The following is a 23146-nucleotide window of genomic DNA, read 5'->3' as shown; positions in this document are numbered from 1 at the left end:
AGATAAATATTGCAACCTGACCAAAGTGCAACATCTCGAATGGATTAATGCAAAATGCCATCGTTGTTTTAACTGCCTGTTTCGACAAAATGCGCGCGCTGCTTTTATCGAAATCAACAACAGGAAAATCAAGTTGCGCACTTTGCTCTTAGCATTTCTCACCCCGACGCTAATGTTTTCACTTAACGCTACTGCCCAGGCGAGCCCTCCCGATGAAGTCTGCCATAACGGCGTGTGCTGGCCTATCGGCGATCCCGGCGGTGGTGGCAACCCTTGCTGCCCCTGGAGCGATGAACGACTGAAAACCAACGTTCAACACCTGAAAAATCCAACGGAAAACCTGCTGAAACTGCACGGTGTAACATTCAACTGGAAAAAGAATGACCAGGCCGACATTGGTTTGATTGCTCAGGACGTTCAGAAAGTCTACCCACAATTAGTGCGCACTGAAGGCGACCTTCTGCAAGTTGATTATCAGAAACTGGTGGCGCCTCTTATCGAGTCGGTTCGCGAACTAAACGCCCGCGTCCAGACATTGGAAGCAGCCTTGGCTAATAAGTAACAAATAGTTGAATCGCCGATCATTAGTTATTGATCGGCGGTTTGCATCCCCGCCCGCGTCGGTTTACCCAGCGCATGGGAGAAGAATCGCCCGGCCTCGGAAATCATGTTGCGGTGAATGTCCTCGCGGTCGACGCCATCGGCATCGGTGCACAGCGCCGGCATGGCCGCGATCTGCTCTTCATTGCACGGTGCCATGAACACGAAGTGCCCTGCCCCGGCCAGCAACTTGAAGTCCGGCGCGATCGGCAGTTTGCGCGCCAGTGCCGCGGCATTCTTGTCGAAGGCCACGAGTTTGTCGCCGTCGCCACTGTAAAGCAGCACCGGTACGTGCACGTCGGCCAGTGTATGGCGGCCGAATTTCAGGCTCAGCGGCGCCATCAACAACAAGGCGCCAACCCGTGGATCCGCCACCGGTTGCAGGTCATCCCGGTCGACAATCAGCTCGCCATGGGTGTTGCAGGCGTCGCGGTCGTCCGGACGCTCTTCGCAATAGCGACGCAGACGGTCCAGGTCAGGTGTTGCGCCGGACAGGATCAACGCAGTTTCCCCACCCGCTGAATAACCGATCACGCCCACCTGATCGGCGTTGACGAATGGCGCAAGCATGCGGTCGCCGAGGGTGGCGGTGATGGCTTCGGAAATCTGGATCGGCCGGCCGTACAGGTTGCTCAAGGTGCCCAGACGACTGTGATCTTTGGAGTTGTCGCCAGGATGGATCACCGCCACCACCACAAACCCTTTGCGCGCCAGCGAGGTAGCCAGATCGTGAAGGGCCAACGGGGTTCCAGTGTTGCCGTGGGACAGCATCAGCATCGGGAAGCGACCAATGGCGACGCGGGTGTCTTCGCCCGCCTCGACCGTGTAACCCTCGAGTTTGCTGGAGTGTTCCCGATCGCTTGAGGGGTAGAACGCGATGGCGCGCATCGGCTGCAGGTCCAGCGGATCGAGAAAGGTCATTTCGTGGAAGCCGACGCTCCAGTGAGGATGCGGCGCAGGCGCGGCGTGCACTGAATTCAGGCTGCTGAGCAGGCAAATCAGTAACGTTGCACAAAGACGCACCATGGGATGCCCCACCTTTGTTACTTGACCGGAAAGCCCGTTCTCCTGCAATACAGCGAGGAAGCGGCCTTGTACCAGCAATTGCGGCCACCAAGGTCGTTACAGAACGGGGACGTTAAACCCTCGACTGCATAACCTGGGCCACAACATGAAACAATAAGTAATGATCAGAAACAAAAAACTCCGTACCTGACCCTTGCGAGATCAGAATACAGAGTTTTTTAAGGTGTTGCCTGAGCAGATTTACATCTTTACGCAAGTCTTACGCAGCGGCGAACAGTTGCTCGCTGATCTGGGTACGCGCATCGCTCATGGCTTTGTTACGCACTTCGTCGCCGTAGGCCAGGCCTTCGGCACGGACGAATTCGATGTCGGTGATGCCGAGGAAGCCGAACAGCAGTTTCAAGTACTCTTCGTGGGCCACACCGGATGCCTGACCGGCATGCAAACCGCCGGAAGTCGAAACGATCACGACTTTCTTGCCACCGCACAGGCCTTCAGGGCCGGCTTCGGTGTAGCGGAAGGTCTGGCCGGCAACGGCGATGCGGTCGATCCAAGCCTTGAGTTGGGTCGGGATGGTGAAGTTGTACATCGGCGCGGCGATGACAACGGCATCGGCGGCGAGGAATTCGGCCAGCGTGGAGGCGCTCAGCTCGGCTTCGTGCTGCTGGGCAGCGTTGCGCAGTTCTGCGGTGGTGCCGGCGGCGACCAGGGTCGTGGCGGAGAAGTGGCTGATGGCGTCGCTGGCCAGGTCGCGGTAAGTGACCACGGCAGCCGGTGCAGCGGCCTGCCAGGCTTTGACGACTTCGCCGCTCAGCTGACGGGAAGCCGAGTTGTCACCGAGAATGCTCGAATCGATATGCAGCAGTTTCATGTGGGATCTCCAGGTGAGGACCGCCACGAGGCGATCTGATGGGGACAATCCTACAGACGAAACCAATAGCTGATTAGACTGCGACAATGCGATAGTTCGTCCCACTGATAGAACAATCGGGTTTCAACCATGCAAGACCTTAATGACCTGTACTACTTCGCCAAGGTGGTCGAAGCCGGTGGTTTCGCGGCGGCCGGGCGTTTGCTGGGGATTCCCAAGTCGCGGCTGTCGCGTCGCATCGCCGAACTGGAAGAACGCCTGGGCGCGCGCCTGCTGCAGCGAACGACGCGGCAACTGAAGCTGACGGCCGTGGGTGAACGTTACCTGCGGCATTGTCAGGCCATGTTGCTGGAAGCCGAGATGGCTGACGAAGCGGTGGCGAGCATGTCCAGCGAGCCGCGCGGTCGCTTGCGGGTGTCCGCCCCCGTTGGCCTGGCGCATGAAATGCTGCCATCGGTGATCAGCCGATTTCTCGAGAAATACCCGCATGTTCAACTGGAGGTCATGCTGGTCAACCGCCGCGTCGACCTGGTGACCGAGGGCGTCGACGTCGCGCTACGGGTTCGCGAGCCGGGTGATGAAGATCCGTTGCTGGTCACCCGGCGCCTGCGTCAGGCGCAGATGTTGATGGTCGCCAGCCCCGACTTCCTTCATGGCCGGACGATCAATCACCCCGAAGAACTCAAGGGCTTGCCAGTACTCGGCGCACTCGAGGCTGACCGCATGGTACACATCCGCATGCTGGACAAGCAGGGCAAAAGTCATGAACTCGCCCTCGAAGCACGGCTGGGCATCGACGATTTCATCGTACGCCGGGCCTGCACCCTCGCCGGCCAGGGCTTTACCATGCTGCCGATGATGTATTGCGAACAGGCGCTGGAAAGCGGCGCACTGGTGCAGCTGCTTCCCGAGTGGTCATTGCCGGGTGGCTGGCTGCAAGCGGTCTATCCGCACCGGCGCGGAGTAATGCCGGCGGTGCGTGCCTGGCTCGACCATTTGATCGAATCATTCAATGCCTGTGGGGACCGACTGATATGAAGGCTGGACGCATGAGCGAAGAGGATGTCGCGCAATTCTGCCTGGCGCTGCCGGGTGTGCGGGAAGACTACAAGTGGGGTGGCGTGCGGGTGTTTTCGATTGCCGGGAACAAGATGTTCGCCCTGCAGGGCCTGCGCGGTGATTCCCTTGCCTTCAAGGTCGACAAGGATCTGTTTCTGGGGCATTGCGACCGTCCGGGCATACACCCGGCGCCGTACCTGGCGCGGGCCCAGTGGATCATCATGGAAACGCCCTACCCGCTCGGCGCCGAGGAACTGCAAGGCCTGTTGCAACGCTCCCATCAACTGGTGGTGAGCAAGTTGCCCAAGCGCACCCAGGTGAGCCTGCTGCTTTAGAACAGCGCTAGCAGGTTCGCCCCCAGGAACAGTTGATCGATCCAGAACACCTGGTGCAACAACACGATCAGCCAGAACAGCACTTGGAACGACACCTTGCGCGTCTTGTGCCGAAACACCTGCTGAGCGAGCAAAGCGCCCGGCCAGCCGCCTGCGAGCTCGACCGCGTGCAACACGTTTTCGGGGGTGCGCCAGCGGTCAGTACGGGCCTTGTGCTTGTCGCTCCAGTAAAGGAAGAACGCCAGCACGCTGACGAGCCCGTAGGCCGCCAGCGGAATCAGCGAAATCCCGCGCAGCCAGAACGACAGCGAGCCGGTCAACGGCAGCGCGCACACGATCGCGAACACCAGCAGTTTCAGCCTTGGATTCTGGGTCCGCCCTCCGGAGTTGCGTCCGGGATTGTTGCGCGCGCTGGCGTCATTCATGGCTTCACTGCGGTCCAGTCGACCCAGCCAAATTGCCAGGTGGCCAGGATGACCAGGCCGAAGACAATGCGATACCAGGCAAACGCTGCGTAGCTGTGGCTGGCGATGAACTTGAGCAGGCCTCTGACGGCAATCATCGCGAAGATGAACGCGGTAACGAAGCCGATGGCGAACACCGGAAAATCCGCCGGCACGAACAGGTTGCGGTACTTGTAGCCCGAGTACACCGCTGCACCGACCATGGTCGGCATCGCCAGGAAAAACGAAAACTCGGTGGCCGTCTTGCGCGACAGACCGAACAGCAGACCACCGATGATCGTCGAGCCTGAACGCGACGTGCCCGGAATCATCGCCAGGCACTGGGCCAGGCCGACTTTCAGGGCGTCTTTCCAGGTCATCTCGTCGACGGTCTCGGCATGCACCTCATGCTGGCGGCGCTCGGCCCACAACATCACGATGCCGCCCACGACCAGGGCCGTGGCCACGGTGATCGGGTTGAACAGGTATTCATGGATCAGGTCGGCGAAAATCACGCCCAATACCACGGCCGGCAGGAACGCAATCAACAGGTTGGCAGTAAAACGTCGAGCGCCGGGCTGCGTCGGCAAGCCAACGACCACGTCGAAGATCTTGCGCCGAAACTCCCACACCACCGCGAGAATCGCACCGAGCTGGATAATGATGTTGAACGCCATGGCGCGCTCACCACCGAAGTTGAGCAAGTCGGCCACAATAATCTGGTGTCCGGTACTGGAAATGGGCAAAAACTCCGTCAGCCCTTCTACAACGCCAAGTATCAATGCCTGCAACGCGGTCCAAAGATCCATCAATCCCCCAAGAAGCGATGCGCGACGGCATGCCCCGTTAATATTTTTTCAAAACGTTCACTGCGACTAGCGTAGCCAAAAGTCCCGCGCGCACAGAATCCGGACGGAACCGTAAAAATTCCGTGAAACATCGACGTGGATTCAGGTTTTTCCGTGCGGGGCCGAAATCCTATCAGACATGCCAGAATAACGCTGCCGCGTTATAGGACCTGGGTCTGATAGGCCCGATCGGCAAAGTGTGGTTGGATGCTGGCGATCAATTATTACAAGAACAAGAAACCGGAGTGACCGCGTTATGAACAGCTTGCGCAATATGTCGATCAGCCGCCGTTTGTGGCTCATTTTGATCGTGGCCGTCATGATGCTCCTGACCTTGGGCGTGTTGATGCTCAAGCAGATCCATGAAGACCTGTATCACGCCAAGGCGCAGAAAACCCAGCACGTGGTGCAGACCGCCAGTGGCATCCTCAGCTACTACCACGACCTGGAAACGGCCGGCACCCTGACGCGCGAAGCGGCGCAGAAACAGGCGCTGACCGCCGTTCGCGGGCTGCGCTATGACCAGAACGACTACTTCTGGATCAACGACCTGACGCCGGTGATGATCATGCACCCGGCCAACCCGAAACTCGATGGCCAGAACCTTTCGGCGATCCGCGATCCAGACGGCTTTGCGGTGTTCAATGAAATGGTTGCCCTGGCCAAAGCCAAGGGCGCCGGCCCGATCGACTATCGCTGGCCAAAACCGGGCGCCAGCGACCCGGTGGAAAAAACCTCCTACGTCAAACTGTTCGAGCCTTGGGGCTGGGTGATCGGTTCGGGTGTGTACATCGATGACATGCAGGCCGAATTCAAGGGCCAGGTCTGGAAAGCGACCGGCGTCGGGCTGTTTATTGCCGCCATCATGGCGTTGCTGGTGATCCTGATCGCCCGCAGCATCGTTCGCCCGCTCCAGGAAACCGTGAACGCCATGGCCAACATTGCCAGCGGCGAAAGCGACCTGACCCGCAGCCTCGATACCCACGGCCAGGATGAAGTCACGCAGCTGGCCCGCCACTTCAATGCCTTCACCGCCAAACTGCGCCTGGTGATCGGCGAGTTGCAGGTGTCCGCCAGCGCCCTCGGCCAGTCGTCCAGCGAGCTGGGCAACGACGCTACCCAGGCCCAGCAGCGCAGCCAACAGCAATCCCAGCAAATGGAACTGGTGGCCACCGCCATCAATGAAGTGACGTACGGCGTACAGGATGTGGCGAAGAACGCCGAGCACGCCGCCAGCGAAATGCGCAACGCCGAATCTCAGGCGCAACAGGGCCAGGTCAACATTGACAGCAGCCTGCAGCAGATCGACAAGCTGTCCTCCACCATCGATCAGGCCGTGGAGGTCATTCGCACCCTGGCTACCGAAAGCACGCAGATTGGCAGCGTGCTGGAAGTGATCCGCTCCATCGCCGAACAAACCAACCTGCTGGCGCTCAACGCTGCGATCGAGGCCGCCCGCGCTGGCGAGCAAGGTCGCGGGTTTGCCGTGGTCGCGGATGAAGTCCGCCTGTTGGCCCAGCGCACGCAGAAATCCACCGCCGAGATTCAATCGATGATCGAGCGTCTGCAAACTCACTCGGAAGCGGCCGTTAAAGTCATCGGCGACAGCAGTCGCGCGTCCCAGCTGACCATCGAGCAGGCCGGCCTCGCTGGAGAGAGTTTGAATGCCATTGGCCAGGCCCTGCGCAACCTCAACGGCCTGAACGCCTCGATCGCCAGTGCGACGCTGCAACAGGCGCATGTGGTCGAGGACATTAACCAGAACGTTACCCAGGCTGCCGGCCTGTCCCACAGCACCGCGTTGGCGGCGGAACAATCAAGCGTGGCCAGTGTACGGTTGAAGGGTTTGAGCGAGCAGTTGAACGGGCTTCTCAAGCAGTTCCGCGTGTAACCCCGGCCCGACACCGACCGCATACCTGTAGAGCCAGCTTGCTGGCGATGGCGTCCGCGAAATCGCCATCGCCAGCAAGCTTGCTCCTACAGGTTTTGTGTAAGCCCTCTATCCCGAACACACCCCCAATCCGTAGGAGTCGGCTTGCCGGCGATGGCGCCCATGAGATCGCCCTCGCCGGTGGTAGCCGCCATCCGCAAAGTCACATCGCGGCGATCTTTTGATCTTCAAAACGCCCGCCTAACCGGTACAATCTGCCCCCCCCTCTGCTTTCCTCCAAGGAACCTCCATGTCCGGGCTTGAACTGTTTGCCGCCGCCCTCGGTGTCATTGCCGTCTGGTTGACGGTCAAACAGAACCCCTGGTGCTGGCCGATCGGTCTGGTCATGGTGTCGCTTTACAGCTGGGTGTTTTTTGAAGTGAAGCTGTATTCGGACATGCTGCTGCAAGTGATTTACGCCGCGCTGCAACTCTATGGCTGGTGGCAGTGGACGCGCTCGGGGACTGAGCGAAAGGGCCGGCAAGTCACCCGGCTCAAGGGACAATCGATTGCTTCAGGCCTGGCCATCGGCGCCCTCGGCAGCCTGTTGCTCGGCGCGGCCATGGCGCACTGGACTGATGCCGCCCAACCTTGGCTCGACGCCGCATTGACGGGTTTCAGCCTGGTCGCGCAGGTCTGGATGGCGCAAAAACGTGTTCAATGCTGGCCGCTATGGATCACCCTCGATGTGATCTTCGTCGGGCTCTTCATTTATAAGGGCATGTACCTGACCGCCGGGCTCTATGCGCTATTTACCGTGATTGCCGTGGAAGGCTGGCGGGAATGGCGGGCCGATCCGGCGCTGCGCACATGAAAGTCCTGGTTCTCACCGGGCCCGAGTCCAGCGGCAAGAGTTGGCTGTCGAATGAGATTCACGCCAATTTTGGCGGCATATTGGTCGGCGAGTATGTTCGGCATTTCATCGACACCGAAGCCCGTGTAACTTGCTATCAGGACATTACGCCGATAGCACGTGGCCAGCTTGCCTGGGAAGATGAAGCACGAGCCAATCAACCGCCCCTGTTGATTCTCGATACGCATCTCTTGAGTAATATCCTGTGGAGCCGCACCTTGTTTGGCGCCTGCCCGACCTGGATCGAGCAAGCATTGCTGGAAAGGCACTACGACCTGCACTTGTTGCTGAGTCCTGAAGCCGTGGCCTGGCATGACGACGGGCAGCGTTGCCAACCGGAATTGGCAGAACGCCAGGCGTTTTTCCAGGCCAGCCGCTACTGGCTTGAGCGACACCACCAGCCTTTCCAGGTGCTGCAAGGTGACTGGAAACAACGCAAGGAGGCGGCATTCGAAGCCGTGATTCGCTTGCTGAACCCCTGACAGGGCTCCCCGCCCTGCCGAAATGTCCATTCCTGAAACACTCGCGCCTGTGCAAACCCTTGATCTAAAGCGGCTCGTGCACGTCTGCAAGAAAATGTTAAGCCATTGATACAACCCGCCCTCAGCGCCTCTGACAAGCAACGCCGCCTATCCAGGCGGCGTTTTTGCGTGGGTCTGTTTCAGAGGCTTTACAAATTTTTCTGACCGTCACGACAATTAAATTCAACCCATTGTTTTTAAAAGAAAAGCTAAAAGCGGCACACCTTCTGCTCTCTACCTCGCAACGCTAACAGGGCCAGCGTTCCACTTACAGAAGGAATTGCCGCTGTGGGGAAACTCAATAAGAACATTTATATCCTCCTGCTGACCGGCTGCACACTGGGCTCAACTGTTTGCCTGCCCGTCCAGGCAGACAACGGCATCATCATTATCAAGCGTGATGTCCAGGTGCGAAACGCCGTGCAGGCACCGGTGATTCCCGATCCCAACCCAACGACCGCCAATGCCAACCCGTCCAGATATGTGATCGATCAGACCAACGAGCTGAACGACGGCGACATCGCAAACGTCGCCAGTGGTGCAGGTATCACACGCCTGGTCACGATGGGCAACACCAACCTGGGCGGCAATATCACCACGCAAAACCAGCTTTCCAACCTCCCAGCCGGACGATCGAGCGGAGGTAACGGTATCTCCAACATGGTCAATTCAAACGTCCAGCAAGGTCTGGGTGCTTTGAAAATCATAACGGGAGGCCAATAAGATGAATCGCTCACTGCTGATTGCAGCGATGTTTTGCAGTGCATCGACCTTTGCTCAACCTCCCTTCATCAATAACGCCGACATCAACAATTCTGGCACACGGTACGACGGTAACTTCGCGGTCAACCAAGCGGCAGGCGATCAGCAGCAACAGGCGAATGCCCGGGCCATCGCCAATGGCCCTGCAGCCAGCGCAACCACGCAGATCCGCCAACGGCTGCATACGCAGGTCGATCCAAGAATGGATGCAAGCGCGAACATCCAAGGCAACTCTTTCAGCCAAGGCAACGGCGTACTGGGCGTGAACCAGAGCGCGGGTGCCAGCAACCAGCAAGCCAATGCCCTGCGGATAAGCATCAGCAACCAGCCGCAAAGCATCGACGACAGCGTCCTCATGCAACAGAACGTGGCGCTGCTCAACAACTCCGATCCGACTGACTCTGCACCAGGCTTTCGCCAGGTCACTACCAGCGACCAGGCTTTCACCGCTAGCCGTGGGGTGATTCAGTTGAATCAGAGTGCCGGGGTGGGAAACCGAACGGCCAACACCCTGAGCATACGGGTCGCGGATTGACCCAAACAGGTAATAACAACACTTAACCTAAAATAAGTACGGAGAATCACCATGAAACCTTCGATGGCACTAAAGCCTCTGGTTTTCGCAATTGCTGCGCTCATGGCTGTTGCTGTACAAGCTCAAGACAATCGTAATGGCCATCATAACGGCGGCCACAACCATACCCCTCCTCCAACGAAAATCCCTGTCTACGCTACTGCGAATGCTAACGACAAGCAGAGCAGTACCGGCAACCGCATTCTGAACCAAGGGACTCAGAATAACGCTGAGATGAGCAGCTCTGCCGGAGGCGCCAGCGGCAACGTCGGCATCAACGTGGCAGCGGGCAATGGCAACCAACAAGACAACGCGGCTGCCATTGCAAACGCTCAGTCCGACTCCAGCCTCGATAACAGCTTCGTGTTCGGCACGGCTACTGCTACCGCGAAAGTCACTCAGTACAGCAACAACAACAAAGTCGACAACATTTCCGTTACCAACTCTGCTGTGATGAGTGGATCGGGCAACGGCGGCAGCGGCAACATGGGTATTAACATTGCCGGTGGCGACCTTAACCAACAGAAAAACACCATGGCGATTGCCAACTCCAATTCGCCACTGGGTAGCGCAACAGCCACCGCCTCTGCCGATCAAAATGGGCCAGGCCTGGTTGTGAACAACTATGCGGATCGGACTTACAGCCTGGATACGATCACGCTTACTACAACCAAAAGCGGCAGTTCCTCTTTCAACAAGGATTCCAGTCTGAGTGTTGATAAGAGCTCTTCCAGCAGCTGGTCTGCAAGCGGTTCCAATAGCTTCGATGCAAGCGGGTCCAAATCGGTTGATGCCAGTGGCTCGCACAGCACCGACTCGAGCGCTACCAGCCACGCTTCTATAGACGCTACTCTGGCCGCCTCCGCAGATGCTGCCGTTAGCTTCACTCGCAACAATGGCAATGGCGATCGCACCCGCAGCGCGAGTGCAGAAGGATCGCTTAACGCGTCGCTCAATGCGTCTGTCGACACCGAGCACACAAACTCGACCGACTCGTCGTTCGCGAAAGCCTACGATTCCTCGTTCACCAAGTCGTTTGATTCGTCCTACGACAAGTCTGGCGAGAAAGCGCACGAGTCTTCGAAAGACGTGACCAAAAGCTACAGCGAGAGCAGTTCTTGGGAGTTGAGCAACACCTACTCCTATCAAGTTCTGACACCAACCGGCTGGGCTAACCCTGTGACCAACACTGCAACCCTGAGTGGTTCGGTGAATGGCGGCAGCGGCAACCTCGGCGTCAACGTAGCTGCGGGTGTGGGCAACCAACAAAGCAACTCGCTGGCCATTTCCAACCAATCGTTCTGATTGCTGGCTCTGGAGGCCCCCTCACGGGGGCCTTTTTCAACCCAACCAGAGGGCTTCCTATCATGCGCATAATCGCCTTGGCATTTCTGCTCTGCTTTGCCAGCGTGATCGAGGCCGCACAAATGCCGCTTTCCGTCCTGCCGGGTGGCGCGGTGGTGTACAAGCCGATCCAGAGCATTCGCGAGCGCAAATTTGCCGACCTGGTGCAACAAAAAACCGATTTCAGTTGCGGCGCCGCTGCGCTGGCAACCATCTTGCGTCAGGCCTACTGGCTGGACGTGAACGAAGAACAGATCATCGAAGGCATGCTGGCCCACTCCGACCACGACCTTGTCCGTGTCCAGGGCTTCTCCATGCTCGACATGAAACGCTACGTGGAAAGTCTCGGCATGCGCGCCCGTGGCTACCGGGTAGCACCGGAAACATTGAACGACATCAAAATTCCGGTTGTGGTGCTGATGGATATCCGTGGCTACAAGCACTTTGTGGTCTTGCAAAAAGTTCATCAGGGCTGGGTTTACATCGGCGATCCGGTACTCGGCCATAAACGCTACAAAGTCGACGATTTTGTCAAAGGCTGGAACGGCATCATCTTCGCCGTCATCGGCCAGGGCTACGACAAAACCAATGCGTTGCTCGACCCTCCCGTACCACTGACTGCCAAGAGCCACCTCGACACCTTCAGCCCGGTGCAGGACTCAGAACTGCTGGATTTCGGATTCATCCGAAGCGACTTCTTCTAATAACAAGGGAGCACGAAGCTCCGGGAGCATCCCATGAAGACTCCAATCTGGCTGGCCGTGGTTTGCCTGGCCGCCAGCCTGCCAACCCAGGCAGAAATATTTAAACCCATTGAACTGAAGGATTCGGAACTGGCCAACTTGCGAGGTCGTTATGTCATGCCCGGACGGATCGTCAGTTTCGGGATCGTCATGACAAGCACCTGGCAAAACGCCAACGGTGAAGTGATCGGGGCCACGTCCTCGATGCAGGTTCAACAGTCGACCATCAAGCCACAGTTCTATGTGTCGTTGATCGACCAGTCCGGCGGCAGCTCGACCATCAAGCAAGGCACCGGCTCCGTCACCGGCGGCAACGGCCTCAACAGTACCGAAGGCGTCACCCAAGTGGTACGCGCTGCCGGCGACAACAACACGGCCTATAACAACGTTGACATCAACGTCTCAAGAGGCAATCAAGGGCCCTCAACGCAACAGCAGGGCCAGGTTCTGGCCCCAGGCTCGTCGATTGGCGGCGCCAACGGCGCAGGCTCGCTGAGCGTGTCCTCGACGGGATCGGGTGTACAACTCAACATCGTGGCCAACAACAATCAGGGCAGCACTTTCCAACGCCTGGCCCAGGGTGGGCTGATGCAGAACACGACTTTACTGGGTGGCAGCAACGAGGTGCGCAACCTCACGTCCCTCAATGTCGTGCTGCGTGACAATGCAGCGACAACCGCAGCGTATAACGGCAACCTGGACCAGCTCAAAGGTCTTCGCGCGCTCGGATATTGATCTACGCTCAGTCTCATCGATGTTGTCAGAAGGGACGGCAAACCTATGCAACGATCTACCACGTTCAGACTTATCGTTTGTTTGAGCAGCCTGGCCCCGGCCACCTTGCTATACGCAGCACCGGATCCCCAGGTCGAAGCACTAAAACAAGAACTCATGGAGTTGAAACAGCGTTACGAAGCACAACAGAACGCGCTGATGGTACTGGAGCAGCGCGTTCGCCAGGTAGAAGAAACACCGGTGACGCCGCCCCCCAAACGTCTGACCAAATCCCCTGCCGAACCGGTCAGGAGTGGTCAGACGGTGGCCGCCGGTGCACCTGGAACCACCGGCAGTTCATACGGCCAATCGCTCAAGGATGATTCCGAGCCCGCGCAAAGCGTTTCCAACCTGTATGACGAAGCCAGCGGTTTCTTCGGTGGTGGCAAGTTCAGCGTCGAAACCGGCCTGACCTACACGCACTACGATACGCGTGCGCTGACACTCAACGGCTTTCTGGCCCTGGACTCGATTTTCCTCGGCAACATCAACCTCGACCGCATCAAGGCCGACAACTGGACGCTGGACCTGACCGCCCGCTACAACGTGGCACAACGCTGGCAGTTCGACATTAACGTTCCCGTGGTTTACCGCGAATCGACGTATTCCTCCGGAGGCGCCGGCGGCGCAGGCCCGGTGACGTCGGACGCGACCGTCACTCGTGACCCGACCATCGGCGATGTGAACGTCGGCGTTGCCTACAAGTTTCTGGATGAGTCGGCCAACCTGCCCGACGCGGTCGCTACCTTGCGTATCAAGGCACCCACCGGCAAGGACCCTTACGGCATCAAGCTGGTCGAAGACCCGAACAACGACAACCTCGCGGTACCCGAGGACTTGCCTACCGGTAACGGTGTCTGGTCGATCACCCCGGGTATTTCGCTGGTCAAGTCCTTCGACCCGGCCGTACTGTTCGGCACCCTGGCCTACACCTACAACGTGCAGGACTCTTTCAGCGACATCAGCCCGCAGGTCGGCTCGAAGGTCAAAGGGGACGTCAAACTCGGCGATTCCTGGCAGGTCGGCGCCGGCATTGCGTTCGCCCTGAACGAGAAGATGAGTATGTCGTTCTCCTTCACCGATCAGTTCGCCCGCAAAAGCAAGATCAAACCTGACGGCGGTGATTGGCAATCGATCTCCAACAGCGACTACAACGCGGCCAACTTCAACATCGGCATGACCCTGGCCGCCACCGATAACCTGACGATCGTGCCCAACCTGGCCATCGGCCTGACCGACGACGCGCCAGACTTCTCCTTCAGCCTGAAATTCCCGTACTACTTCTGAGCCGCAAACAAAAGCCCCGCTGCGATGCCCATCGCAGCGGGGCTTTTCACTGTTTGAATCGCTTAACGAATCTGGTGTTTGTGCAGTAATCGATAGAACGTTGGCCGCGACACGCCGAGGACACGGGCGGCAACGCTCAGGTTGTCGCTGTGCCGGTTCAACACGTCGCACAAAGCCTGGCGCTCGGCCCGGTGCTTGTAATCTTCCAGCGTGCCCATCGGCGCGACCACGGTGTGATGGCTGATCAACCCCAGGTCCCGTGCTTCGATCTGCCGGCCCTCGGCCAGTACCAGCCCGCGGCGTACCCGGTTGGCCAGCTCACGAACATTGCCGGGCCAGTCGTGCTTGCCCATCGCAATCAAGGCATCTTCGCTGAAGCTGCGCGGACGGCGGCCGGTTTCATGGCTGTAGAAATGGGAAAAGTGGTTGGCCAGCATCGACAGATCGCCATTACGCTCACGCAAGGGTGCGGTCGCGACCTGCAACACGTTCAGGCGGTAATACAGGTCTTCGCGAAAGGTTTTCTTCTCGATAGCCGCTTCAAGATCGACGTGGGTCGCGGCCAACACCCGCACATCAACGGGAATCGGCTGACTGCCGCCCACCCGCTCGATGTGTTTTTCCTGGAGAAAACGCAGCAGGTTGGCTTGCAGCTCCAGGGGCAAATCACCGATTTCGTCGAGAAACAGGGTCCCGCCATTGGCTGCTTCGATCCGCCCGACCTTGCGCTGGTGAGCGCCGGTAAAGGCGCCCTTCTCGTGGCCAAACAGCTCGGACTGGATCAAGTGTTCGGGAATCGCGCCGCAATTGATCGCGACAAAGGGTTTGCTATGGCGCTGGGATTGCCGATGGAGGGTGCGGGCCACCAGTTCTTTCCCGGTCCCGCTCTCGCCGCGAATCAACACCGGAGACTCGGTGGGCGCCAGTTTGCTCAGCAGTTTGCGCAGTTCGCGTATCGACTTGCTGTCGCCGAGCAGCTCGTGCTCGGGCTGATCGATATGAACCGTGCCCTGGCCGCGCAAACGCGCCATGCCGAACGCCCGGCCCAGCGTCACCTGGACCCGTGACACATCGAACGGCAAAGTGTGGAAATCGAAAAACCACTCGCATACGAAGTCGCCGACGTTCTGCAGGCGCAACACTTCCTGGTTGAGCACGGCGATCCATTCCGTACCGCTGCGGGTGATCAGTTCTTTGACCGCTTCGGGGCGCTCCAGATGAAACGGCTGCAGACGCAACAGACCCACGTCACAGGTTCGGTCGGCGGCATTTTCAAGCTTGCAGCTATCAACGTCCCAACCGACAGAACGCAGACCTGGCAGAAGGCGATGGCAGTCGTCGCAAGGGTCCACTACGAGCAGACGTCGCAACGCAGGCGTTTCGATCATGACTGTTCCTTGACGCCAAATTATCTGAAATATTATTAAAAACAATCATTTGGCGGATCTGGCTGTAACATTAGCAAGAATTTGACGCTGCCTTGTATCGTTTGACTATAGCCTTGGGGTGTATCCAGTTATAAAAAAAACTTCGGTAGTTACCTAACGGGTCGAACCTTTCATCCAGCTTTCAAAAACCGTCGGAATCCTGAACGGAGAAAAGAAAGTTGAAATTTCTTTTAATTGTATGTGACCCACTCATGGGTTGCGGGCATCAGTACAAGTAACCAGCCGAACGGTAAGCCCAACCGACGGCACATCACTTGATTGGGCATACAGAGAGAAGACCCCATGACCGCCCCGCTCCGTATCAACGAAGCTCTTTTGATTGCCGACCGCGCATTCCAGCCATTTCAATGCGTGGCCTGGGCCCCACAAGACGGCAACGGCGAACTCAGCCTGACTGTCATCGACCGCACCAATACCTGCATCGGCCGCAAGCAGATCCCAAGCAGCGCCTATACCGATCCTGCACAACTTGAACATGTTCTGGAAGAAGCCCGCAAAGAGCTGAGCCAGGAAGGTTACACACTGCAATCCTGGTCGATGCCGCACTAAGCTTATTGCGGATTACTTCGCGGTAATCCGCACCTTTCCTCGATCGTTAGTTCGCTGGCCCGCACGGCTAGTGGCACTTTCGACATGCTCTTATTCGAACTTTCACGACGCTAATTAATTGGCTGGCTTTTCATTGGTTCGAAAAGACATCGTTCTGGCACACAGCGACCCTCCGCCTGTTAGTTCTGTCAGTTGTGCAGTCGACCATTCAGGCGTTGAATGACTCCCCAGTCGCCACCTCCCATTCCTGGATCCCGACGACTCGCAAGGAGATGCGTGCATGTCAGTCCAGAACGCTCTAGCCCTGCCCGCGACGTTGAGCGACGCCGGGGCACTCGATAAAACCTTTGCCAGCGCGGGTAAAACCCAGGTGTATTTCGCCGGCAGCCTTTCCAGCATGGCCAATGACCTCGTGATCGATGCCGCCGGGCGGATGTTGATCGCGGCAAAAGTCGGCACGCCGGGCGGCAGCCGTTTTGGCCTGGCTCGCATGCTGGGAGACGGCTCGGCCGACCTCGCCTTCGGCCGACAAGGCAGCGTCATCAGCCAGTTCGAGCCCGGCTTCGAGGCCATGGCCGGGAAAGTCCGCTTGCTGGCCGATGGGCGCATCCTGGTGGCCGGCCTGCACTATGAAGATGCGCACCGGACACTCCCTGCCCTCGCGCTGTTCGAAGAATCAGGTGAGCCGGTTCGCTCATTCGGCAACAACGGACGCTATGTCGTGCGTCTGCCAGGCAATCTTTCCCAGGGCGTGCGTGACACCTGGTTGCCGCCTGGCGTACCGGGCGCCGAAGCTTGCGACGTCCATGTACAGGAAGACGGCAAGATCCTGCTGCTGGCCAATCATCACTTCGAACTGGCGGATCACGTCGGCGTGCTGATTCGGCTCAATCCCGATGGCTCACTGGATGACAGTTTCAACAGCCGTGGCTTCGTACTGGTCAGACACTTGCTGATGAACACCTGGCTCAGCACGCTGCTGGTTCAACGCGACGGCCGGATTCTGGTGGGCGGTTCGATCAATTTCCCTGAAGAAGGCTTGCTCGCGCGCTATCACCCGGACGGCCGTCTCGATGAGCGCTTTGCCGTGGACGGTTTCATGAGTTTCATGGCACAGGGGCGTCACGCTCAGGTCAGCCAGATCGTCCAGCAGGACAACGGCGATTTGCAATGCTTCGGCAGCAGCCGTGACCCCATGCAGTGCATGGCGCTGAAAGTCCATGGCAATGGCCGACCGGACATTCATTGCAACGGCGGCCAGCCGCAATTACTGGAAATTGGCCACAGCGGCTGCCAATGGACCGCCGCGCACGTTCTGCCAGATGGCAGCGTCCTGACCGTTGGCGCCACGGTCGGCGGTATCGAGGCCGATTTCATTCGGGCCCGCCATCTGCCCGACGGACAGTTTGATCACAGCTATGGCGATGGCAGCGGCTGGGTCCGCACCCGCCTGAGTCGCGGCCCGGATACCGCGACGTCCGTGGCGGTACAGCCCGACGGCAGCGTTGTCGTCTGCGGTTATTCACTGGACGGCAACTACCGGGCCATTGTCGCGCGGTATCTGGGGTAGGCCTTCCGATCTTTCCTACGCTTGATCTTGATCGCGGCTTACGGCAACTTGCGCGCTTCTTAATACAAGGAGTTGCCGATGTCCGCTTCACTGGCCCAGGCGTTCGCGCATAATTTTCTCGGGCATTCACCCCGCTGGTACAAGGCCAGCATTGTCGGATTCCTGATCCTCAACGCCCTGGTGCTCTGGACCGTTGGCCCGGTGGCGGCCGGATGGCTGCTGGTGCTGGAATTCATTTTCACCCTCGCCATGGCGCTCAAATGCTATCCGCTGATGCCCGGCGGTCTGCTGCTGGTCGAAGCGCTGCTGTTGAAGATGACCACACCCCAGGCGCTCTACGACGAGTTGGTGCACAACTTCCCGGTGATCCTGCTGCTGATGTTCATGGTGGCCGGCATCTACTTCATGAAAGACCTGCTGCTGTTTCTGTTCTCGCGCCTGCTGCTCGGGGTTCGCTCCAAAGCCATGCTGGCGTTGATGTTCTGCTTCCTGTCGGCGTTTCTCTCGGCCTTTCTCGACGCCTTGACCGTGACAGCGGTGATCATCAGCGCCGCCGTGGGGTTTTACTCGGTGTATCACCGCGTCGCCTCGGGCAACGATCCGCGCCAGGACAGCGAGTTCAGCGACGATCGACACCTGCCCCAACTCCATCATGAAGACCTCGAACAATTCCGTGCCTTCCTGCGCAGCCTTCTGATGCACGGCGCGGTGGGCACGGCACTGGGCGGTGTCTGCACATTGGTCGGCGAGCCGCAGAACCTGCTGATCGGCCACGAAATGGGTTGGCACTTCGCTGAGTTCTTTCTGAAAATCGCGCCGGTTTCATTGCCGGTACTCGTCGCTGGCCTGGTGACGTGCGTACTTCTGGAGAAGTTGCACTGGTTCGGCTACGGCACCCTGCTCCCGGACAACGTGCGCACCGTGCTGGCCAACTATGCCGCCGAAGACAACGCAGAACGCACCTCGCGCCAGCGCGCGGCACTGATCGTTCAGGGGCTGGCGGCGCTGATCTTGATTGCCGGTCTGGCGTTTCACATCGCGGAGGTCGGTCTGATCGGCTTGATGGTGATCGTGCTGATCACCGCGTTCACCGGAATCACCGACGAGCACCGGATTGGCAATGCATTCAAGGACGCCATGCCGTTCACGGCGCTGTTGGTGGTGTTTTTTGCGGTGGTGGCGGTGATTCACGATCAACAGCTGTTCACGCCACTGATCCAGTGGGTGCTGGCGCTACCGACAGACCAGCAACCGGGCATGCTGTTCATCGCCAACGGCTTGTTGTCGGCGATCAGCGACAACGTGTTTGTCGCGACCATCTACATCACCGAAGTGAAACGGGCCTTCGTCGCCGGCCACATGAGCCGTGAGCATTTCGAGACGCTGGCGATTGCGATCAACACCGGCACCAACCTGCCGAGCGTGGCGACACCGAATGGTCAGGCAGCGTTTCTGTTTCTGCTGACGTCGGCGATTGCCCCGCTGATTCGCCTGTCGTATGGGCGGATGGTGTGGATGGCGTTGCCGTATACGGTGGTGATGGGCGTGCTGGGGTGGTACGCCGTAAGTTTCTGGCTGTAAACACCGATTAAAACTGTAGGAGCGAGCCTCCTCGCGATGACGGTGTGACATTCAACACTTGAGTTGTCTGACACACCGTCATCGCGAGCAGGCTCGCTCCTACATTTGGTTTTGTGTTGCTAGCGGGAAAGGATGTACCGCTCGATCGCCTGCGCCGCACCGTCTTCGGTGTTGGCGCCCGTCACCACGTCGGCCTGACGCTTCACCGCCTCCTCCGCCTGCCCCATGGCGATCGACAACCCGGCGCAATGAAACATCGCCGGGTCATTGCCGCCATCGCCCATGGCGGCCGTCTGCTCCAGCGGCACGCCGAGGAATTCGGCCAGTGTCGCCAGCGCCGCTCCTTTGTTGGCGAGCATCGCGGTCACGTCGAGGTACACCGGCTGCGAACGCGACACCTGCGCTTGGCCCTCGATCTTGGCCAACAACTGCGCCTCCAGCTCGATCAGCAACTGTGTGTTGTTGCTCGTCGCGACGATCTTGTCGATGCGCTCCAGATACGGCTCGAAACTCTCTACCGTCACCGGCGGATAGCCCAGGCCATGTTGTTCCCTCGGAACCATCGGTCCGTTCGGGTCTTTCACCAGCCAGTCGCCGCCGCTGAACACCCATACTTCGATGTCCGGCACGTCAGCAAACAGCGTCAACGTGGTCAACGCCGCCGTGGCTGGCAGGTAATGCGCGACCAGCAGACTGCCATCGGGATTGACGATCGTGCCGCCATTGAACGCCGCGGTCGGCAAGTCGACGCCCAGGGCTTCGATCTGCTGCAGCATGGCTTTCGGTGGCCGGCCCGTGGCAAGGCTGAACGACACGCCGGCCTCGCGCAACGAGCGCACGGCGTCGATGGTACGCTGGCTCAGGCTGTGATCCGGCAGCAACAAGGTGCCGTCCATGTCACTCAGAAGAAAACGGATGGGTTGTTGCGTGGCGTCGCTCATCCGAGGCTGTGCCAGACGCGACCATCGCGGGTCAGGAGATCTTCTGCCGCTGCCGGTCCGTCTTCACCGGCCGCGTAAAGTTGCACGCTCGCGTCCTGTTGCCAGGCGTCGAGGAATGGCTGCACCGCGCGCCAGCCGTTTTCGATGTTGTCGGCCCGCTGGAACAGCGTCTGATCGCCGGTCAGGCAATCGTAGATCAAGGTTTCGTAGCCAGTGGACGGCTGCATTTCAAAGAAATCCTTGTAGGCAAACCCCAGTTCGATATTGGCCATTTTCAACGCCGGGCCAGGTCGTTTGGCCAACAGGTCGAACCACATGCCTTCGTTGGGCTGAATCTGGATCCGCAGGTAGGTCGGTTGCAGCTCGTCGACCTCGGTATCGCGGAACTGCGCGTAAGGCGCCGGTTTGAAGCAGATGACGATCTCGGTGTCGCGCACGCTCATGCGCTTGCCGGTGCGCAGGTAGAACGGCACGCCGACCCATCGCCAGTTGTCGATCATGACTTTGAGCGCCACGTAGGTTTCAGTGGAGCTGTCGGGCGCCACGTTGTTTTCCTCGCGATACCCCGGCAACAACTTGCCGTCGACTTCGCCGGGCGCGTATTGACCGCGCACCGAATTGGCCCGCGCCTCTTCCGTGGTCCAGGGGCGAATCGCCCCCACCACCTTGGCTTTCTCGCCACGCACCGCATCGGCGCCAAAGGCGGCCGGCGGTTCCATCGCCACCATCGCCAGCAGCTGGAACAGGTGATTGGGCACCATGTCCCGCAAGGCGCCGGTGTGCTCATAAAAACTGCCACGGGTTTCCACGCCGACGGTTTCGGCGGCAGTGATCTGCACGTGGTCGATGTAATGGTTGTTCCAGAACGCTTCGAACAGGCTGTTGGAGAACCGGCTGATCAGAATGTTCTGCACGGTTTCCTTGCCCAGATAGTGATCGATCCGGTAGATCTGGTTTTCCGTCATCACCTTGAGCAGGCAGGCGTTCAACGCCTCGGCGGTGTGCAGGTCGGAGCCGAACGGCTTTTCGATCACCACCCTTCTGAACGCTTCCGGTGTCTCTTGCAGCAAACCGGCGGCGCCAAGTCGGCGCACCACTTCGCTGAAGAAACGTGGCGCGGTGGCCAGGTAGAACACCGCGTTGCCGGTGCCGCTGGCGGCGATTTTCGCCGCCAGCGCCTGATACGTGCTGTCGTCCAGGAAGTCGCCCTGGACGTAGCTGATGCCCTTGGCCAGGTTGGCCCACAACGCCGGATCAAGGGCTTGATCGCCCTTGCCGACCTTGCTTGCCACTTCGGCCCGAATAAAATCTTCGAGCTTCTGCGCAAAGGCTTCGTCAGTGATGGCGTTGTGGTCAACGCCGATGATCCGCAGTCCATCCCCAAGCAGACCGTCGCGACTCAGGTTGTACAGCGCCGGCATCAGCAGGCGCTTGACCAGGTCACCGTGGGCACCGAACAGGAACAGCGTGGTCGGTGGTGCGGGTTCTGCCTTGGATTTGTTGCGGATCAAACGGGTCATTTTTTCGAAGTCTCCACGTGGCCGCCGAAGCCGAAGCGCTGGGCCGAAAGAATCTTGTCGCCAAAGGTGCCCTGCCCGCGCGAGCGATAGCGGGCGAACAGCGAGTTCGACAGCACCGGCACCGGCACCGCTTGTTCCATGGCCGCTTCGATGGTCCATTGACCTTCGCCGCTGTCCGCTACCGAGCCGGAGAAATTATCGAGCTGCGGATCGGCAGCCAGGGCATCGGCGGTCAAGTCGAGCAACCACGACGAAACCACACTGCCGCGACGCCAGACTTCAGCGATATCGCCGACGTTCAGGTTGAAACGCTGGTCTTCCGGCAGGTGGGTGCTGGACTTGGTCTTGAGGATGTCGAAGCCTTCGGCGAAGGCCTGCATCATTCCGTATTCGATGCCGTTGTGGATCATCTTCACGAAGTGGCCGGCGCCTGCGGGACCGGCGTGGATGTAACCGCGCTCGGCGCGATCGTCGTCCGACTGGCGGTCCTTGGTGCGCGGGATGTCGCCCATGCCTGGCGCCAGGCTGTCGAACAGCGGATCAAGGCGTTTAACCACCTCGGCTTCGCCGCCGATCATCATGCAGTAGCCGCGTTCCAGGCCCCAGACGCCACCGGAAGTGCCGACGTCGATGTAGTGCAGGCCTTTTTCCGACAGGGTTTTCGCCCGGCGGATGTCGTCCTTATAGAAGGTGTTGCCACCGTCGATGATGGTATCGCCGGCTTCGAGCAAGGTGCTCAGGGTGTCGATGGTGTCTTCGGTCGGTGCGCCGGCCGGCAGCATGACCCAGACCGCTCGTGGCTTGGCCAGGCCGGCGACCAGGGCCGGCAGGTCGATGACGCCCTTGGCGCCGTCGGCGGCCAGGGTATCGACGAAGGCGGTATTGCGGTCGTAAACAACGGTGGTGTGCCCGTTGAGCATCAGGCGCCGCGCAATATTGCCGCCCATGCGGCCCAGTCCAATAATCCCGAGTTGCATGTGCTGATGCTCCCTACTACAAATAAATGTGTGTCAAAGGTTATAGCCCAACGCGACTAATGTGGGTTAGTCCAGAGCGCTGGCGTGAAGTTTCCGGGCATTGTGCCCGATCCTGATTGATAACGTCGGGAATCGTGCCGAAGACACAACGACCATGAAAAATAAAAAAGTTCCCTTCCGGGGCAAAAGAAATCAAAATCAGCGCCGATAGTAAGTCAGCACCCGATTCCGGGGCGGATTTACAGTTGAGGCAAGCCATTTGCGAGGTGAGCAATGGGCACAGTACAAGCAGCACGGCCAGCACAAACCCTTTACGTCACGATCCGTCGCGATGAATTGCGCCAGTTGAAAGACGAGCGCGACCAGCTGAAACAGGAAGTCGAGCAATTGCGCCTGTTGACGCAAGGAATTCAGGTTCAGCCAATGCCCGTCACACTGCGCGCTCCCCACGCCTGATCCCTCGCCAGAATCGGAAACAGCCCTGCGCTGTTTCCGACACGTCATCACGATTCCCCCGCACTCCCAGCTCACAAAACTTTCACACGCCCTTGTTGATACTCCGGTTCATTAATGGCCGCCCGGTATCCGCG

24 protein-coding genes are annotated in these 23146 nt (G+C 59.0%); 16 read left to right on the top strand and 8 right to left on the bottom strand.

Annotated elements, in window-relative coordinates:
- Positions 1–25 precede the first annotated feature (25 nt).
- Positions 26–562 carry a tail fiber domain-containing protein gene (locus tag ACF6ZU_RS25950; protein WP_392888288.1) on the top strand — a complete coding sequence of 179 codons (537 nt, stop codon included), beginning with the start codon at positions 26–28 and terminating at the stop codon, positions 560–562.
- A 26-nt stretch (positions 563–588) separates the two neighbouring features.
- Here the strand turns inward: ACF6ZU_RS25950 and ACF6ZU_RS25945 are convergent, their stop codons facing one another.
- Together ACF6ZU_RS25945 and ACF6ZU_RS25940 are read right to left on the bottom strand one after the other, a co-directional pair.
- Positions 589–1626 (bottom strand): alpha/beta hydrolase family protein, encoded by a 1038-nt coding sequence (locus tag ACF6ZU_RS25945; RefSeq protein ID WP_392888286.1) that lies wholly within the window; start codon positions 1624–1626, stop codon positions 589–591.
- Positions 1627–1885: 259 nt separating this feature from the next.
- Positions 1886–2497 carry an FMN-dependent NADH-azoreductase gene (locus ACF6ZU_RS25940; protein WP_392888284.1) on the bottom strand — a complete coding sequence of 204 codons (612 nt, stop codon included), beginning with the start codon at positions 2495–2497 and terminating at the stop codon, positions 1886–1888.
- Positions 2498–2626: 129 nt separating this feature from the next.
- Here ACF6ZU_RS25940 and ACF6ZU_RS25935 point away from each other — a divergent pair, with 129 nt between their 5' ends.
- Together ACF6ZU_RS25935 and ACF6ZU_RS25930 are read left to right on the top strand one after the other, a co-directional pair.
- Positions 2627–3535, top strand: coding sequence for a LysR substrate-binding domain-containing protein (locus ACF6ZU_RS25935; RefSeq protein ID WP_392888282.1), 909 nt, complete (start codon positions 2627–2629; stop codon positions 3533–3535).
- Positions 3532–3891 (top strand): MmcQ/YjbR family DNA-binding protein, encoded by a 360-nt coding sequence (locus ACF6ZU_RS25930; RefSeq protein ID WP_392888280.1) that lies wholly within the window; start codon positions 3532–3534, stop codon positions 3889–3891. Before ACF6ZU_RS25935 ends, ACF6ZU_RS25930 begins: the two co-directional genes overlap by 4 nt.
- Here ACF6ZU_RS25930 and ACF6ZU_RS25925 read toward each other — a convergent pair.
- Positions 3888–4316, bottom strand: a complete 429-nt coding sequence (locus tag ACF6ZU_RS25925; RefSeq protein WP_392888277.1) for a DUF1294 domain-containing protein — start codon at positions 4314–4316, stop codon at positions 3888–3890. The two genes, ACF6ZU_RS25930 and ACF6ZU_RS25925, sit on opposite strands and share 4 nt — an antisense overlap.
- On the bottom strand, positions 4313–5143 hold the full coding sequence (locus tag ACF6ZU_RS25920; protein ID WP_392888275.1) for an undecaprenyl-diphosphate phosphatase: 831 nt from the start codon (positions 5141–5143) through the stop codon (positions 4313–4315). The genes ACF6ZU_RS25925 and ACF6ZU_RS25920 overlap by 4 nt, the downstream gene beginning before the upstream one ends.
- 295 nt (positions 5144–5438) lie before the next feature.
- Here ACF6ZU_RS25920 and ACF6ZU_RS25915 point away from each other — a divergent pair, with 295 nt between their 5' ends.
- From ACF6ZU_RS25915 to ACF6ZU_RS25875, 9 genes are all read left to right on the top strand, one after another.
- On the top strand, positions 5439–7073 hold the full coding sequence (locus tag ACF6ZU_RS25915; protein ID WP_392888273.1) for a methyl-accepting chemotaxis protein: 1635 nt from the start codon (positions 5439–5441) through the stop codon (positions 7071–7073).
- A 289-nt stretch (positions 7074–7362) separates the two neighbouring features.
- On the top strand, positions 7363–7926 hold the full coding sequence (gene pnuC / locus ACF6ZU_RS25910) for a nicotinamide riboside transporter PnuC (protein ID WP_392888271.1): 564 nt from the start codon (positions 7363–7365) through the stop codon (positions 7924–7926).
- Positions 7923–8447 carry an AAA family ATPase gene (locus ACF6ZU_RS25905; protein ID WP_392888269.1) on the top strand — a complete coding sequence of 175 codons (525 nt, stop codon included), beginning with the start codon at positions 7923–7925 and terminating at the stop codon, positions 8445–8447. Before pnuC ends, ACF6ZU_RS25905 begins: the two co-directional genes overlap by 4 nt.
- 327 nt (positions 8448–8774) lie before the next feature.
- The gene (locus ACF6ZU_RS25900) at positions 8775–9209 is read left to right on the top strand and encodes a hypothetical protein (RefSeq protein WP_392888267.1); all 435 of its coding nucleotides are present in this window, start codon (positions 8775–8777) and stop codon (positions 9207–9209) included.
- 1 nt (position 9210) lies between these two features.
- Positions 9211–9783 carry an adhesin gene (locus ACF6ZU_RS25895; protein WP_392888265.1) on the top strand — a complete coding sequence of 191 codons (573 nt, stop codon included), beginning with the start codon at positions 9211–9213 and terminating at the stop codon, positions 9781–9783.
- Positions 9784–9834: 51 nt separating this feature from the next.
- A complete protein-coding gene (locus ACF6ZU_RS25890; RefSeq protein ID WP_392888263.1) occupies positions 9835–11127 on the top strand; it encodes a heme utilization protein in 1293 nt (430 codons plus the stop codon).
- A gap of 62 nt (positions 11128–11189) precedes the next feature.
- Entirely contained in the window at positions 11190–11870 is a 681-nt protein-coding gene (locus ACF6ZU_RS25885; RefSeq protein WP_392888261.1) for a C39 family peptidase, read from the top strand.
- Between the two features lie 33 nt (positions 11871–11903).
- On the top strand, positions 11904–12644 hold the full coding sequence (locus tag ACF6ZU_RS25880) for a hypothetical protein (protein WP_392888259.1): 741 nt from the start codon (positions 11904–11906) through the stop codon (positions 12642–12644).
- 45 nt (positions 12645–12689) lie between these two features.
- The gene (locus tag ACF6ZU_RS25875) at positions 12690–13970 is read left to right on the top strand and encodes a hypothetical protein (protein WP_392888257.1); all 1281 of its coding nucleotides are present in this window, start codon (positions 12690–12692) and stop codon (positions 13968–13970) included.
- 62 nt (positions 13971–14032) lie between these two features.
- Here the strand turns inward: ACF6ZU_RS25875 and ACF6ZU_RS25870 are convergent, their stop codons facing one another.
- Entirely contained in the window at positions 14033–15358 is a 1326-nt protein-coding gene (locus ACF6ZU_RS25870; protein WP_392888255.1) for a sigma 54-interacting transcriptional regulator, read from the bottom strand.
- Between the two features lie 342 nt (positions 15359–15700).
- Here ACF6ZU_RS25870 and ACF6ZU_RS25865 point away from each other — a divergent pair, with 342 nt between their 5' ends.
- The 3 genes from ACF6ZU_RS25865 to nhaB all read left to right on the top strand — a co-directional run bounded on the left by ACF6ZU_RS25865 (position 15701) and on the right by nhaB (position 19118).
- A complete protein-coding gene (locus ACF6ZU_RS25865; protein ID WP_392888253.1) occupies positions 15701–15967 on the top strand; it encodes a hypothetical protein in 267 nt (88 codons plus the stop codon).
- Between the two features lie 280 nt (positions 15968–16247).
- Entirely contained in the window at positions 16248–17537 is a 1290-nt protein-coding gene (locus ACF6ZU_RS25860) for a hypothetical protein (protein WP_392888251.1), read from the top strand.
- 78 nt (positions 17538–17615) lie between these two features.
- Positions 17616–19118: a sodium/proton antiporter NhaB gene (gene nhaB, locus ACF6ZU_RS25855; RefSeq protein WP_392888248.1), complete on the top strand. Its 1503-nt coding sequence runs from the start codon at positions 17616–17618 to the stop codon at positions 19116–19118.
- 119 nt (positions 19119–19237) lie between these two features.
- On the opposite strand, the gene ACF6ZU_RS25850 is transcribed toward nhaB, so the two are convergent.
- Genes ACF6ZU_RS25850 through gnd form a run of 3 tightly spaced genes read right to left on the bottom strand, consistent with a single transcriptional unit; the run spans position 19238 to position 22556 of the window.
- Positions 19238–20059, bottom strand: a complete 822-nt coding sequence (locus ACF6ZU_RS25850) for an HAD family hydrolase (protein WP_392888246.1) — start codon at positions 20057–20059, stop codon at positions 19238–19240.
- Entirely contained in the window at positions 20056–21579 is a 1524-nt protein-coding gene (gene zwf / locus ACF6ZU_RS25845) for a glucose-6-phosphate dehydrogenase (protein WP_392888243.1), read from the bottom strand. Before zwf ends, ACF6ZU_RS25850 begins: the two co-directional genes overlap by 4 nt.
- Positions 21576–22556, bottom strand: coding sequence for a phosphogluconate dehydrogenase (NAD(+)-dependent, decarboxylating) (gnd, locus tag ACF6ZU_RS25840; RefSeq protein ID WP_392888240.1), 981 nt, complete (start codon positions 22554–22556; stop codon positions 21576–21578). Before gnd ends, zwf begins: the two co-directional genes overlap by 4 nt.
- Before the next feature lie 273 nt (positions 22557–22829).
- Between gnd and ACF6ZU_RS25835 the strand changes: the two genes are divergently transcribed.
- The gene (locus ACF6ZU_RS25835; RefSeq protein WP_392888239.1) at positions 22830–23012 is read left to right on the top strand and encodes a DUF6026 family protein; all 183 of its coding nucleotides are present in this window, start codon (positions 22830–22832) and stop codon (positions 23010–23012) included.
- Positions 23013–23146 lie beyond the last annotated feature (134 nt).

The organism is Pseudomonas migulae, assembly GCF_043225285.1.
Classification (GTDB): Bacteria; Pseudomonadota; Gammaproteobacteria; order Pseudomonadales; family Pseudomonadaceae; genus Aquipseudomonas; species Aquipseudomonas migulae_C.
Note: the sequence above shows the minus strand (reverse complement) of the source record. Positions and strands in the feature narration are given on the sequence as shown.